Below are 14,452 nucleotides of genomic sequence, written 5' to 3'. Positions count from 1 at the left end.
GATCGCCCTCAGTCGAAGGTCCGCTGGTCGCGGGCGTTTCGATTATAGTGTTCGCGGGCGCGCTCAAGCCGCTCGGGGCCGCCGGCCTGCGGGACGGCAACGTCCCACCAATGTCCGCCCGCTCCCGTGCCGGGGACCGCATCCGTATCGATGACGATGACCGTCGGTATCGAGCGCAAGCGTGCGTCGGCGATCTTCTTTTCCAAATCGGCGATGTCAGCGGCTTTTTCCGCTTGGGCACCCATCGAGCGCGCATGACCGACGAAATCGAGCTCAGGCATGACCTCAATATTGGTGTCCTTGTACATATTGTTGAATTCGGCCCCGCCGCACTCGATTTGCAGGCGGTTGATGCAGCCATAGCCACGGTTGTCGGTAAGAACGACGGTGAAGGGAACGCGTCGCATCACTGCGGTCGCCAGTTCGGAATTGGCCATCATGTAGGAGCCGTCTCCGACAAAGCAGATGACCTCCTTATCGGGCGCCGCAAGCTTGATGCCCATGGCGCCTGCCACCTCATAGCCCATGCAGGAATAGCCGTACTCCATGTGATAACCACCCTTGACGGACTGCCACAGAACCTGCAGCGCACCCGGCATGGTGCCGGCGGCGCACATCACCACGGTCTTGTCGGTGGCCACGCGTTGAACGGCACCGATGACCTGCGCATCCGTGGGAAGATGGTTGACAAGATCGGCCTGCGGCGCAGCCGTGACGGCTTTCACCGTCTCGTGCCATTGAACCCTGCTTTCCGCATCGAACGACGGAGCCCGATAGTTGCCCAGCAGGACGGAAAGCTTCTCGAGCGTCACACGTGCGTCGCCGACGACCGGCGCCGCACCATGTTTAGTGGCGTCGTAGCCATGCAGGTTGATGGAGATGAGCTTTCGCCCCTCGTTCTTGAACAGCGCCCATGATCCGGTGGTGAAATCCTGAAAGCGGGTACCGACCCCGATCACGAGGTCCGCCTTCTCCGACAGGCGATTGGCGCATTCGGATCCGGTAACGCCGGGCGAGCCGAAATTGAAGGCGTTATCCCATGCGTTCGCCCCCTTGCCTGCCTGGGTCTCCACGAACGGGATGTTGTGGCGTTTCGCGAATGCGGCGAGCGTATCTTCCGCGTCGGAATAAAGCACGCCGCCGCCCGAAATGATCACCGGGTTCTTGGCAGCGCCGATCAAGACAGCAACTTCTTCCAATTCCCGCGGATCAGGCTCCGGCCGCCGGATACGCCAAACCTTGGGCTCAAAGAAGCTTTCGGGATAATCATAGGCATCCGCCTGCACATCCTGGCAGAAAGCAAGGCATACCGGCCCGCAATTGGCCGGATCCGTCATGACCGAGAAGGCGCGCGGCAGCGCGGTCAACAAATGTTCGGGCCGGGCAATGCGGTCGAAATAGCGCACGACAGGCCGAAAGGCATCGTTGGCGCTAACCGTGCCGTCATCGAAGTCCTCGATCTGCTGAAGAACGGGATCGGGCCGCCGGTTAGCAAAGATGTCACCCGGGATGAATAGCACCGGCAGGCGGTTGACATGCGCCAATGCTGCCGCCGTCACCATGTTGGTGGCTCCCGGCCCGATGGAGGAAGTCACGGCATGAGCGCGCTTGCGCCTTTTTGTCTTGGCATAGGCGATCGCCGCATGGGCCATGGTCTGTTCATTCTGGCCACGCCACGTCGGCAATGCATCGCCGATGCCGTGCAGGGCTTCGCCGAGCCCCGCAACATTGCCGTGGCCGAAGATCGCCCAGACACCCTCGATGAAGCGCTCGCCATCCTCGGTCATCTGGACCGAGAGCCATTTGACCAGAGCCTGTGCGGCTGTAAGCTTGATTGTCTTTGTCATGCTGCCTTCTCCCGTGCGGCCGTCCGTGCTTCGTCCCAGATCGAGGACAAGCGTCGATAGCGCCTTGCCATCTCTTCAACGGCGGCGGCGTCTTTGATTTCACCATTCATCCAGGCGCGTGCGACGTCGCCGAAGATGGTTCGGCCAACGGCAAAGCCCCTGACCAGACTAAATCCAGCAGCGACCTCGAAGCTCGCGGCCAGCTCCGCCTCCGGCGCATCGAGGCCGAGCACGACGATGCCGCGTGTATGCCGGTCGTTCTCCTCGATGGCAGCGATGGCGTTGGACCAGCCGGTGGCGGTTTTCATCGGCTCGAGCTTCCACCAATCGGGGAAGACGCCGATCTCGTAGAATTGCCGGATCAGGATCGCGGTCGTCTCGTCGTTGACCGGCCCGACCTTCGACGGAATGATCTCGAGCAGGAACTCCAGATTGTTGCGGCGCGATGCCTCGAACAGGCGCTTCACGGTTGCTTCCTGATCGGCGCGCGTTGCGGCGTCGTCATCGGAATGGCAGAAGCAGAGCACCTTGACGACGTTGTCGCGCCCCCATTCGGCCAGGCCGCCATAGTCGCTGCCCAGTTCGGGTTCCAGTGTCAGAGGCCGCGAACCCGGCCATTCGCAGGGCCGCCCGATCCACAGACCGGCGCCGGAGGCTGCGTGCAGCGCCTTTCTGCCGATCCGGTTGTCGCAGAGAATGCCGTAACCGGAACGGCCGGCTTGGACCTGCACCGCCGCCTGCAGGCAAAGCTCCTTGAAGGCGCCGCCTTTTTCGAGTGTATAGCCCGGCATCTGCTCAAGCTGAATGCGATGGTCGAAGGCGAAGATCCGATAGTCCGACCAATCTTGCCCATGATTGCGATGGCGATTGGTCGACCAATGGATCTGTTCGACGGCTTGGTCGTTTCGCAAATCGCTGCGCTTGACCCCGCGTTTCAGAAAGAATTCCAACTCCTCAAGCGAGGGGTAGGCCGGCGTGCAGCCGTGGCGGGATACGGCGAATGCGCCGCAGGCATTGGCGTATTTGAGCGACGTCGGCCAATCTTCGCCATCCAGCCAGCCCTTGAGAAGACCGGAGAAGAAGCCGTCTCCGGCGCCGAGCACATTGAAGACCTCGATCGGGAAGCCTTCGCCCGAAATGCCGGCATCGAGATTGTCCGGAATGGCGCCCTCGAAAGCCACGGCGCCCTTGGCGCCGCGCTTGCAGACGAGTGTTGCAGACGAGACGGCACGAACGGCCTTCAGTGCCGCGACGGTATCCGCGGTTCCGCCGGCGATATGGAATTCTTCCTCCGTCCCCACGATCAGATCGAAAAGATGTAGCGTCGACTGAAGTTTCTGCGTGACCTCCCGGCTTGCGACAAACCGGCTCTCCCCTTCGCCATGACCGGCGACACCCCAGAGGTTCGGCCGATAGTCGATATCGAGGGCAGCCCTGGCGCCACTTTCACGCGCAAAGCCGAGCGCCTTGAGGACGGCCGCTTCGGTCCGGGGATTGGAAAGATGCGTGCCGGTTACGACAACTGCGCGCGCCGAGGCGATGTAATCCCGACGTATGTCGTCTTCGCAAAGCGCCATGTCGGCGCAGTTCTCGCGGTAGAAGATCAGCGGGAACGTGTCCTCGTCGCGGATGCCGAGCAGTACGAGCGCCGTCAGACGCTCCGGATCGGTGACGACACCGCCGACATCCACGCCTTCGCGGGTCAACTGTTCACGGATGAAGCGACCCATATGCTCATCGCCAACCCGGGTGATGAGGCCGGATTTGAGGCCAAGCCGGGCGGCACCGCAGGCGATATTGGTGGGCGAGCCGCCAATGTATTTGTTGAACGAGCCCATGTCCTCGAGCCGGCCGCCGACCTGCAGACCGTAGAGGTCGACCGAGGATCGGCCGATCGTGATGACGTCGAGTGATTTCATGTCGAAACGCCCCGCTGTTTAGAAACCAACTTGTGTTAGAAACGTCCGGCTGGCCGCCAGATCATCGAGGATGCTGCCGGCGTTGCGCGGGTCGCGCTCCTGCTCGATGGTGATGTAGCCGCCGTAACCGAGTTCGGTGAGAAGAGCCCGCACCGCGGTGTAATCGATGGATCCGCGTCCAATTGGGCACATGACACCTTCGGCGCAGGCATCGAAGAACCGGATGCGCTTGCCCATCACGTCCTGATAGATTTTGGCGTCGATATCCTTGAAATGGATGTAGTCGACGCGATCCCAGTAGCGGCGCAAGGTGGCTACCGGATCCATGCCGGAATAGACCATGTGCCCTGTATCAAGGCAAAGACCGGCCAGGTCGGCGGGGATGTCATTGACGACACGCTCCAGCTCGTCGGCAAACTCTATGTAGCCACCGGCGTGTGGATGAATGGTCGCGCGCATGCCATATCGGTCACGGGCGAGCGTGGCGATGGCGCGGATATTTTCGACCATTCCGTTCCATGCAGCCTCTTTGAGGCGAGGAGCCCGATCGCTGTGACCTGCAGCATAGTCGCGCTCGTCATGGCCCCAATCCATGACGGTGAGGTAAGGCGCGGCGTAACGTTGGCCCGTATGGTTCTGAGGCCCCGGCAAATGGGTGATCAGCGCGCAGATTTCATCGGTCTGCCGCAAAAGGTTCTCGCGATTTCCAGTCGAAACAAGGTCATCGAATATGGTACCCGCGACGACCGTTAGCTCGCGCTTGTTCAGCGCCTCGGAGACCAGGCCGAGATCGAGGGGCAGATAGCCATAGGGCCCGAGCTCCAGCCCGCCGAAGCCGGCCTGCTGCGCCTCGTCCAGCACCTTTTCCCAGTGCGGCAGATGCGGATTTTTCACATCATCGACACCCCAGCAGCAGGGCGCGGTGGTTATGGTGGTGGAGTTGCGCATTCAGGTTTCAGCCGTGATTGTCTCGAAGGTAAAGGAGCGGTGAAAGGGTTCGTAGAATTCCAGGAAGCGTTGCGTGTGCTCCTGCAAAAGATGCTCCGCATAGGCGGTTTCGTCTCTCCAGGCCTCGACGAAAACCAAGCGGTTGGGGTCATCGGTGCAGGTGAAGTAGTCGTAGGAGAGACAACCGGTTTCCGCCCTCGTCCTCGCCTGTACGTCCGGGGCGCGGGCGAGGATTTCGTCCCGCGTCCCCGGAACAAGCTCAATCGTGACGATGAACTTGTACGGTCGTTTCATCGGCTGATCGTGGCCCGGAGCGCGTCGATCGAGGATTGGATGCCAGCGTCCGTCGACATGGTGAAATCTTCCATTTCGAGGCTGACCCAACCATTGTAGCCAACCATGCGAACGACGGAGAAGAACTCCTTCCACCATTGCAGATCGTGGCCGGCGCCGACGGCGACATAGTTCCAGCTACGGTTCGCGACGTCGGTGACGTCCTTGAGCTCAAGTAGCCCATTCACGTCAGCCAAACCGCGTTCGATGCGTGTATCCTTGCCGTGGCAATGATGGATCGCGCCGCCGAGCGCGCGCGCCGAAGCAATCGGGTCCGCACCCATCCACATCAGGTGGGACGGATCGAGATTCATCCCGACCGTCGGGCCGACTTCGTTGCGAAGGCGGAAAAGGGTCTCGGGATTCCACACCAGCATAGCCGAGAAGTTTTCGAGCGCGTATTTTTCGACGCCAACTTCTTTGGCCAGCTTCACCAGATCATGCCAGAGCGGGAAGGCCCGGTCTTCCCACTGATAGCGGTCACGCTCGGGCATCTCGTCAGGCCAGCTCTTGGTATAGACGAGCCAATTGGGAACGCTGTCGCCGGGAGCCGCTTCCGGCAGGCCCGACATGGTGACGATGGTCTTCACGCCGATCTCGCCGGCAAGGCGGATGGTCTGCTCCATTTCCCTGCGATGGCGCTTGCCCATGTCGCCTGGATCAAGCGGGTTTGCCGAGCAGTTGAGCGCGGCGATTTCGAGGCCACGCGCCTCGATCTCCTTCAGCTTTGTCTTGAGAAGCTGCCTGTCCTCGAGGAGCTCGTCGGCGCGGAAATGCGGTGCGCGCGACCAGCCGCCGCCGGTCATCTCGATACCCTCGACACCGAGTTTGACGCATTTGTCGAGCATCTCCGTGAAGGAAAGGTTCCCCATCACATCGGTGCAAATGGAAAGTTTCATGGCCTTGTCTTTCTTGTTGCGAGAGGGTTGGGGGCGCACTTGGGAGGAGTTGGGAGGGATCAGCGCGCCCCCGGTTGATCACTTGAAATCGATCCAGGCAGAGCCAGCGTCAGCCGAACGCACGCAATTCTCCAGCCAGCGGACACCTTCGGTGCCGGCCTTGATGCCCGGATAATGATGATCTCTGAGAAACGCTTCGTCGCCGCGTCGCTTGGCGTCGATGGCCTGGGCAATCCAAAGGTAGATATTCGACCAACTGTCCCCGAGACCTTCGGTATGCAGCGCGCCCATGCGGTCAACTGCCAGGCTTTCCTTTTCGAGATAAGGCATGCCGTGATGCAGGATGCGGTTCGGCTCGCCCTGCACGTCATAGAGCAACTGGTCGGGATGGCTGTCGGACCATTCCACGGAAGCCTTGGAACCGACGAAGCGGTAACGCTGCGATCCCATGTTGCCAGCGTTGACGGAGGACACCCATAGCCGGCCGCGCGCGCCGTTGTCATAGTGCATGAGCACGGTGGCATGGTCTTCGAGCGGCGCGCGGCTCGGGATGAACGCCTTGCGGTCACACAGAAGCTTTTCGATCTTCAGGTGCGGCAGCACGACCTCGGACAGGTAATAGAGATGCGTGCCGATATCGCCGAGAACGAAGGTCGGGCCGGCGGTTACGGGATTGGTGCGCCACTTCACGGCTTCGGGCGCATTCACATCATCGCCCGCGTTGGAGCCGTGCGTGTATTGCAGATCGACGATGCGGATCTCACCCAGCATGCCCTTGGCAACCATCGCCGCCATCTGGTGCACCAGCGGGTGGCCGGTGAAGCCATAGGTCACGCCGACGATCAGGCCCTTTTCCTCGGCAAGCCTCTCGATCTCCTCGCATTCGGCGACGCTGAAGAACAACGGCTTTTCGCAGATCACGTGGAGGCCGGCTTCGAGGCAGGCCTTGGTGATCTCATAATGCGTGAAGTTCGGCGTGGCGATCGAGACGACGTCGACGCCGTCCTCCCGTGCCGTCTCCTTGGCGATCAGCTCCTTGTAATCGGCATAGCAGCGCTCGGCATCGACCCCGAGGTTCACGCCGAAATCGCGACCGCGTTCGGCGTCGAGGTCGAAGGCACCGCACACCAGCCGATAGGTGCCGTCGCGCAGCGCGCCGGTTCGGTGCTTGTATCCCACCTGCCCGGTGCGGCCGCCGCCTACCATCCCCCAACGCAAGGGGCGTTCGATAAGTCTTTCTCCGTTCAGCATGTATGAACCTTTCAGGACGCTGATTTCATTCGCTGTTGCGAAAATTGCCCGTGATCGGGCCGATCGTTTTCGGAAGCGTAGAGAGCCGGTCGGGTGACCATATCCACCTTTTTAAGAGCACCACTTTCCACGGCTCGAAGAGCGGCGTCGGCAACCAGCGTCGCGGCATAGCCGTCCCACGTGGAAGGACCGGTCGCAGTGCCCTGCCCCGCCGCGACGATCCACTCGCGGAATTCCTGATCGTAGGCCTCTATGAAGCGCTCGCGCCAATCTATCGGCACGCCCTGGCGAACGCCGTGGATGTCCCGGATAACGCTTGCGGGGCGAAGCGGCAGGCTCACCGTACCGGCTTCGCAACTGACCTCTCCGCGGATGTCATAGCCATAGGCAATGTTCACGGAGATCTCGACGTCGACAAGCGCGCCGGAGGCCATGTGCAGTAGCACCACGACGGGATCGCGAAGCTCGTTTCCGCGGCTTGAACGCCGAGGCACGCGGACCTCAACGCCCGCGACCTCATCATCGAGCAGCCAACGCGAAATGTCGGCGTCGTGGACGAGCGTGTCGTTGAGCGGCATCTCCGACGTATATAGTCCCTCCGGCACAGAGGCGTTTCGATGCGTCGAATGGAACATCAATGGGGCGCCGAGCGCGCCGTCGTCCAGGGTCGCTTTCAAGCGGCGATAATCGGCATCGAACCGCCGCATGAAACCGACTTGAACAAGGCGCCGACCGAAGGCGACTTCGGCATCCATCACACGGCGGGCCGCCGCCGTCGTCGTCACCAACGGCTTTTCGCAGAAAACGGGCTTTCCGGCAGCGATGCATTCCAGAAGCTGTTCTTCGTGTGCCGGACCCCAGGAGCAGACGACAACCGCTTCGACGCTTTCGGACCGAATGAGTTCACGCGCTGTATCGAATACCGTTGCTCCATCCGGCGCGACCGAGGCGGCACGCGCGGCATCAATATCGTTCACTGCGACGACATTGACGCCGGAGAGCACCTTCGTCAGGCGGCGGATGTGATCCTGCCCAATCATGCCGGTGCCGATCACTCCAACGTTGAGGCTCATTTCGCGCTCCAATACTTGTCGACGTAACGCTGCATTTCGGAACGCATGAACTTGCCGGAGTGATCGGCCTTGTCTTCCCAGGCAAAGACGCAGGCCGTCATGATGCCGTCGAAACCGATGTCGGCGAGTGTGCTGAAGAAATCATCCCAAGGGACTTCTCCCTGGCCGATATTCAGATGCTGATGCACACGCGCTTGCGTGCCGGGCGGATTGAGGATGTAGCGCAGGCCGGAAGACGCCTTATGGTTGAACGTGTCGCCGACATGGACATGCGCGAGCACATCCTTGGCTTCGCGCAGCATCGCCTTGGTGTCGTCCCCGAAATAGAAGGTGTGAGGCGCGCAATAGAGGAACTTGACGTTCTTGGAATTGACCGTGCGGATGATGTCGAGCGCCGGCTGAAGGGTTTCGCACCAATCCTCCGGATGCGGCTCGACGTGGAGATTGATCCCCTCCTTTTCGAAAATCGGCACAAGCTCTTCCATCGAGCGCCACCAGGCGTCTTCGCAGGCTTCGATCATCGAACCGGTATGGCAGCAATAGCAGGAGCCCTTGTCGGGATGCGGGCCGCGCCCGAATTCCGAGTTCATGACATCCACTTCCAGCTCGACCGCAATCTGGATGGCGCGCTTCCAGTGCTTGACCGCGGCTTGGCGCTCGACCTCATCATTCGAGGCCCAGCGGTACATCGGCAGGAGCGATGCAATGCCGACGTCCGCGTCTTTCAACGCGCGTTTGAACGATTTGATGCGTTCGGGAAACACGCGCGGCGCCTTGAACCATTCAAGGAAATCGCCGCGCGGAGAAAGTTCAATCCAATCGTAGCCGAGTTCCTTCACCTTCGAGGGCAGGTCCTCGAGTGAGAGATGGCGGTGCATAAAGGGGTCGATAGCGATTTTCATGAATGGTCACCCGAAAAAGGTTGCACTTGGAGATCCCACCCGCGAGGGCGGGTGAGCCGGTTTCGTGTTTGTCGTCGTGTCTCGTGTCGGTAGCGGTTCAGGCTACCGAGGCGTGCCCGCTGTTTGCATGGGCTTCGATCTCGGCCTCCAGCTCGGCCATCGCCTCGCCGCCCGCCATGAGATCGGTAATTTCTTCGCGGCTTTTCTCACCCTTGCGGAAGTCGGCCGCCTTTTCGCCCTTGATCAGGACCGCGAAATGATCGCCAACCGTCATCGCGTGGATGACATTGTGGGTAATGAAGATGACGGCCAGGCCGCGCTTTCGTGCCTCAAGTACGATGCGCAGCACGTGCGCTGCTTCCTTGACCCCGAGCGCGGCCGTGGGCTCATCCAGGATCAGCACGCGGGCGCCAAAATGGACCGCGCGGGCGATGGCGAGCGATTGGCGCTCACCGCCGGAAAGGCCGCCGATGAGGCGATCGCCATCGTCAATCCGGGTAATGCCGAATTCACGAACCGCTTTGACGGCAATCTCATTGGCGGTCTTGCGATCGTAGATCTTGAAGGGACCGAGCCCTTTCGTCGGTTCCCGCCCCACAAAGAAGGATCGACCGATACTCATCAGCGGAAACGTGCCGCCAAATTGATGAACGGTGGCGATGCCCATATCGGCGGCTTCACGCGGGTTATTGAACGACAAGGGCTGGCCTTCGAATTTCACGGTACCGCTGGTCGGCTTGTAGACGCCGGCAAAGGTCTTGATGAGCGTCGACTTGCCCGCACCATTGTCCCCGAGAAGGCAAAGGACTTCGCCGGAGTGAACTTGCAGATTGATGTTATGGAGGACATCGATAGGACCGAACGACTTGTTGACGTTCTCGAGTTCCATGATCGGCGTTTTCATTGGCCCGACCTCACTTCTTTTTCGGCGCGTAGGTAAGCGCCATGTTACGGAAAGTGTTGTTCATCAGCACAGCAACGAGCAGCATGATGCCGATGATGAGGCTCGACCAATTGCGGTCGATGCTGGTGAAGTAGATGCCCTGGTTGACGATGGCGAAAGTGATCGTTCCAAAGAAGATCCCGATGGCCGAACCAAATCCGCCCGTCAGAAGCACGCCGCCCACCACGACCGAGACGACCGCGTTGAATATGTAGTTCATCCCGCCGGAGACCTGGGCCGAATTGAACAGGATGGCGCCGCACATGCCGACGAACGATGCGCTGGTCGAGGAGAGCACGAAGAGCCAGACCGTCAGGCGGCGTGTCGGAATACCGGCGTTGCGCGCGCTTTCCTTGTCGCCGCCCATGGCAAAGATCCAGTTGCCGAAGCGGGTTTGATGGAGAACCACTGCATAAATCGCAGTCACCGCCAGCCACCAGAGAATGATGATCTGATAGTTGCCGCCGAGCAGTTGGCCGAAGATCATCTTGGCCCAATCAGGAGCATTCAAAGGAACGCTGGCGTTGCCCGTGATCAGCACGGAGGCCGTCAGCACAATGCCTTGCATGGCCACGAGGGTACCGAGGGTGATGATGAGCGAAGGCACCGAGGTGCGAACGGCGAGAATACCGTTCAGCAGGCCGACCAGAATGCCGATCCCCAGCGCTGCCCCGATGCCGACGACGATTGGCAATCCATAGTAGCCGGAGATGACCGCAATGCTCATGGACCCTGCCGGGATCATCGCACCGATCGAGATGTCCAGTTCGCCGGCGATCATGAGCAAGCCGACGGGAAGCGCAACGATGCCGAGATTGGCCGCAAAGTTCACCCAGCTTGCCGCGCCGAAGAGATTGCCGAGCTGGACACCTCCGAAGATCACATAGAAGGCGATGACGACGATAAGGCTGAGAATCGATCCGGCCTCGGGACGCCGCACCAGATTTCTGAAATCGGGTCTGTACATAGCTTCCCCCTCAGTTCTTTTTCTTTGCGGAGTAAGACAACGCCATCTTGCGGAAGGTGTCGTTCATCAGAACAGCAACCAGCAAAAGTGCACCGATGATCACGCTGCCCATGTTGGGGTCGAAGCTCGTGAAAAAGATGCCCTGGTTGACCATCGCGAAAGTGATGGTGCCCAAAACCACGCCGATGATCGATCCGAAGCCGCCGGTCAGGAGAACGCCGCCGATCACCACGCACATGATGGAGTTGAATATGAAGGATTGGCCCGCCGCGACTTGGGCGCTCTGGTAGACCATTGCCTGGCTTACACCGACAAAGGCTGCGCAGAAGCTGCTGATCATGAAGAGCGAGATCGTCAGGCGCTCGGTCGGAATGCCGGCATTGCGGGCGCTGACCCTGTCGCCGCCCATGGCAAAAATCCAATTGCCGTAGGGCGAAATGTGCAGGAGATAGGCCAGAAGGGCCGCGAAGAGAATCCACCAGAAGATCGTGACCTGGAACATGCCCGCGATGAACTGCCCGAACAAGGCCTTCGACAACTCATGGGGCACGATAGCCGTGCTGGTGGAGCCGGTCAGCAAGACCGCGAAACCCAAGGTCAGCCCCATCACGGCGAACATGACGCCGATCGTGACGATCAGCGAGGGGACCCCGGTGCGCAACACGAGATAGCCGTTCACGAAACCGACGAGAAGGCCCATGATCAGCGCCGCAGCGATACCAACGCTGTCCGGTGCGCCATAGTAGCCGGAGATGATTGCCACGGTCAGAGACGAGGCCGGAATGACGGCGCCGACGGACAGGTCGAGTTCACCGGCAATCATCAAAAGTCCGATCGGAAGCGCAACGATGCCGATTTCGGCTGCAACGTTCAACCAGCTCGCAAAGCCCGCCGCCGAAACAAAGACTTCTCCTGCGAAAATCGCAAAGAAAACAAACACGGCGATCATGCCGAGAAAGGAGCCGACTTCGGGCCGACGCGACAGTCGTCCAATTGAAGCCCGGAACCCTACGCTGGCGGGCATCGTGGTGGCGACCTTATTCTGGGTGGCTAAAGCCATTACTTCCTCCCCGAAGGTTAAGGGTGAACTCGACCGGCGCCGCACCGCCCGGCGCTTATGGCCGGGCAATGCAGTCGTCGATTGTCCGCGACGCGCTTAGCGAGCGCCGCCCTTCACTCCCGCAAGCGTGGCTTCGACGTTTGACGCGTCGACAATCCCAGGACCGGTCAGGATTTCCCGGGTCGGCACGGTCAGGCCATAATTCACATTGCCGTTCAGGATCGACACGGCCAGATAGCCCTGCAGATAGCCTTGCTGGTCGATCGTGAACATCTGCGTGCCGCTCTTGATATTGTTGAGGATGGTCTCGTCCATGTTGACGCCGCCGACCTTGACCTTGCCGACTTTGCCGGACTGCATGATGCCGTTGATCGCGGAATTCGCGTCGACGTTTCCGATCGTGTAGACGCCGCCGACATCCGGATGCTGGAGCAGATAGGCTTTCACGGCCTGGGCAACCGCTGTGGAATTGCCGAAGGAGGTTGCCGGCAGCGGCAATGTATCTCCCTTGCCGCCCGCTTCCTTGACGCCATCGGTCATGCCCTTGCAGTGCGCTTCGATGTTGGCGGCACCCGGAAGCGTGTTGATGCAGACCAGGCTTTTGATGTCGTTCTTCGCAAAATACTTACCGGCGGCAACGCCAGCCTTGTAGTCGTCGCTGCCAATGTAATTCATGGCGCCCAGACGATCCGCGGCGGCGACACCGCCTGCATTATAGATGATCAGAGGGATCTTCTTGTCGACGACGGCCTTGAATGCAGGGTCCATCGCTTCCGGGACCCAGTCGGGGCCGACGATGGCGTCCGCGCCCTGGGAGATGGCTTGGCGGATCAGTTCAGCCGCATCGACACCGAGATTGTCGTAGTTCTGCGGGCCGAGCCAAGTGACGGAACCGCCCTGTGCCTTCACAACAGCACCGGCATCCTCTGCACCGCGCTTTACGATCGACCAGAACGGGTCGTCAGGCTTTCCGCCGACGACAAAGATTTTTGCGGCGAACGCTGTCGTAGCACCCATGGACAGGGCAACAGTCGTCAGCAACGCTGCACCGATAAGCTTCATGCGTTTCATATCTTCCTCCCGAGCCCCATCAATTGGGGACCACAATGCGACATGATGTTTAATCCTTGAGATGCCATTGCGAAACTGTAATACTGACACGTAGGTGATTTTGTTTCATAACGTGTCTTTCAAAAATGACACTTTTCGGGAGCTGTCATGAATAGACCAACCATCGCCGATCTGGCGCGAGCATCGGATGTGAGCCTTTCGACAGTGAACAGGCTTCTCCACGGGACGGGCTCTGTCAGGCAAGACACAGTTGAGCGCATTCTGAAAGCCGCAGACGAAATCGGCTTCTACGGCCTGGGCGCGCTACGCGAACGAAAGCGGGACAACCTGCCCCATCGAACGCTTGCCTTTCTGATGCAGCAGTCTCACAGACCGCTGTATCAAATGTGGGCCGAGGCGCTGACGAATTCGGCCTTGCGTCACCGCGATGTGGTCATTGAGCCCAATGTCGTATTCGAGGACGATCTTTCGCCCGAGGCGGTTTCTGCCAATCTCCTGAAAATGGGAGAAACCGCGGACGCCGTCGCGATGATTACGGCCGATCATCCGCTGGTCAGCCAGGCGATAGACGAATTGCGGAGCAAGGGGGTGCCGGCGGTCGCATTCGTGACCGACATCTCCGCAGCGAGCCGTGCGGGGTTCGTCGGCACGGACAACTGGAAAATCGGCCGCACCGCGGCGTGGTTTATAAACCAGGCGGCACATGAGCCCGGGAAAGTATTCCCCTTGATCGGAAGCAACCGCTATCAGTGCCAGGACATAGCGGATGCAAGCTTTCGGTCCTATATGCGCGAGCACGCACCGCAGCTCCATGTCAGCGAGCCTTTGCTGACCTATGAAGAGCCCAACAATGCCTATGAAATCGTGCGGAACCTCTTGGCAGTTGAAAACGAGCTTTGCGGCCTGTTCGTCAATGGCGGGGGGATTTCCGGCGTATTACGCGCCGTACGGGAATTATCGCCGGACAGGCAGCATAAGGTGAAGATCGTATCCCGTGATGTCGGACCGGAGACGAGGAAGGGATTGAGCGAGAGGCTCATCACGGCGTCGCTCTGCCATCCCTCGGAAAAGATGGCAGAGGAACTGATCGACGTCATGTTACGGCGCGTCGAATCGAGAGACACGCCCTCGATCGAGCAGCGGATTGTTCCCTTCGATATCCTGACGCCGGAAAGCATGTGGACTTGATCCAACTCTACGCAGCAAGGGCGTCACGCCTCGCTGCGTACATGCTTATCC

The 14,452-nt window shown here is 60.1% G+C and carries 13 protein-coding genes; 1 reads left to right on the top strand and 12 read right to left on the bottom strand.

The window, feature by feature from the left end:
- Positions 1-8 precede the first annotated feature (8 nt).
- The 12 genes from iolD to NXC24_RS24190 all read right to left on the bottom strand — a co-directional run bounded on the left by iolD (position 9) and on the right by NXC24_RS24190 (position 13,213).
- Positions 9-1,847, bottom strand: coding sequence for a 3D-(3,5/4)-trihydroxycyclohexane-1,2-dione acylhydrolase (decyclizing) (gene iolD, locus NXC24_RS24245; protein WP_104825984.1), 1,839 nt, complete (start codon positions 1,845-1,847; stop codon positions 9-11).
- Complete coding sequence (iolC, locus tag NXC24_RS24240; protein ID WP_104825983.1) at positions 1,844-3,766, bottom strand: 5-dehydro-2-deoxygluconokinase; 1,923 nt, start codon at positions 3,764-3,766, stop codon at positions 1,844-1,846. The genes iolD and iolC overlap by 4 nt, the downstream gene beginning before the upstream one ends.
- Positions 3,767-3,784: 18 nt before the next feature.
- Positions 3,785-4,714, bottom strand: a complete 930-nt coding sequence (locus NXC24_RS24235; protein WP_104825982.1) for a TIM barrel protein — start codon at positions 4,712-4,714, stop codon at positions 3,785-3,787.
- Complete coding sequence (locus NXC24_RS24230; protein ID WP_104825981.1) at positions 4,715-5,008, bottom strand: putative quinol monooxygenase; 294 nt, start codon at positions 5,006-5,008, stop codon at positions 4,715-4,717. It lies immediately after the preceding gene.
- Positions 5,005-5,946, bottom strand: a complete 942-nt coding sequence (locus NXC24_RS24225; RefSeq protein WP_104825980.1) for a sugar phosphate isomerase/epimerase — start codon at positions 5,944-5,946, stop codon at positions 5,005-5,007. The genes NXC24_RS24230 and NXC24_RS24225 overlap by 4 nt, the downstream gene beginning before the upstream one ends.
- A gap of 78 nt (positions 5,947-6,024) precedes the next feature.
- Positions 6,025-7,197 carry a Gfo/Idh/MocA family oxidoreductase gene (locus NXC24_RS24220; protein ID WP_104825979.1) on the bottom strand — a complete coding sequence of 391 codons (1,173 nt, stop codon included), beginning with the start codon at positions 7,195-7,197 and terminating at the stop codon, positions 6,025-6,027.
- An 11-nt stretch (positions 7,198-7,208) separates the two neighbouring features.
- Positions 7,209-8,270: a Gfo/Idh/MocA family oxidoreductase gene (locus tag NXC24_RS24215; protein ID WP_104825978.1), complete on the bottom strand. Its 1,062-nt coding sequence runs from the start codon at positions 8,268-8,270 to the stop codon at positions 7,209-7,211.
- Complete coding sequence (locus tag NXC24_RS24210) at positions 8,267-9,172, bottom strand: sugar phosphate isomerase/epimerase (RefSeq protein ID WP_104825977.1); 906 nt, start codon at positions 9,170-9,172, stop codon at positions 8,267-8,269. Before NXC24_RS24210 ends, NXC24_RS24215 begins: the two co-directional genes overlap by 4 nt.
- A 97-nt stretch (positions 9,173-9,269) precedes the next feature.
- A complete protein-coding gene (locus NXC24_RS24205; protein WP_104825976.1) occupies positions 9,270-10,076 on the bottom strand; it encodes an ATP-binding cassette domain-containing protein in 807 nt (268 codons plus the stop codon).
- Between the two features lie 10 nt (positions 10,077-10,086).
- Complete coding sequence (locus tag NXC24_RS24200; RefSeq protein WP_104825975.1) at positions 10,087-11,082, bottom strand: ABC transporter permease; 996 nt, start codon at positions 11,080-11,082, stop codon at positions 10,087-10,089.
- A 10-nt stretch (positions 11,083-11,092) separates the two neighbouring features.
- Complete coding sequence (locus tag NXC24_RS24195) at positions 11,093-12,142, bottom strand: ABC transporter permease (RefSeq protein ID WP_104825974.1); 1,050 nt, start codon at positions 12,140-12,142, stop codon at positions 11,093-11,095.
- A 96-nt stretch (positions 12,143-12,238) separates the two neighbouring features.
- The gene (locus tag NXC24_RS24190; protein ID WP_199773635.1) at positions 12,239-13,213 is read right to left on the bottom strand and encodes a sugar ABC transporter substrate-binding protein; all 975 of its coding nucleotides are present in this window, start codon (positions 13,211-13,213) and stop codon (positions 12,239-12,241) included.
- Positions 13,214-13,360: 147 nt separating this feature from the next.
- Between NXC24_RS24190 and NXC24_RS24185 the strand changes: the two genes are divergently transcribed.
- On the top strand, positions 13,361-14,401 hold the full coding sequence (locus NXC24_RS24185; RefSeq protein ID WP_104825973.1) for a LacI family DNA-binding transcriptional regulator: 1,041 nt from the start codon (positions 13,361-13,363) through the stop codon (positions 14,399-14,401).
- Positions 14,402-14,452: the final 51 nt, after the last annotated feature.

It is taken from the genome of Rhizobium sp. NXC24 (genome assembly GCF_002944315.1).
Classification (GTDB): Bacteria; Pseudomonadota; Alphaproteobacteria; order Rhizobiales; family Rhizobiaceae; genus Rhizobium.
Note: the sequence above shows the minus strand (reverse complement) of the source record. Positions and strands in the feature narration are given on the sequence as shown.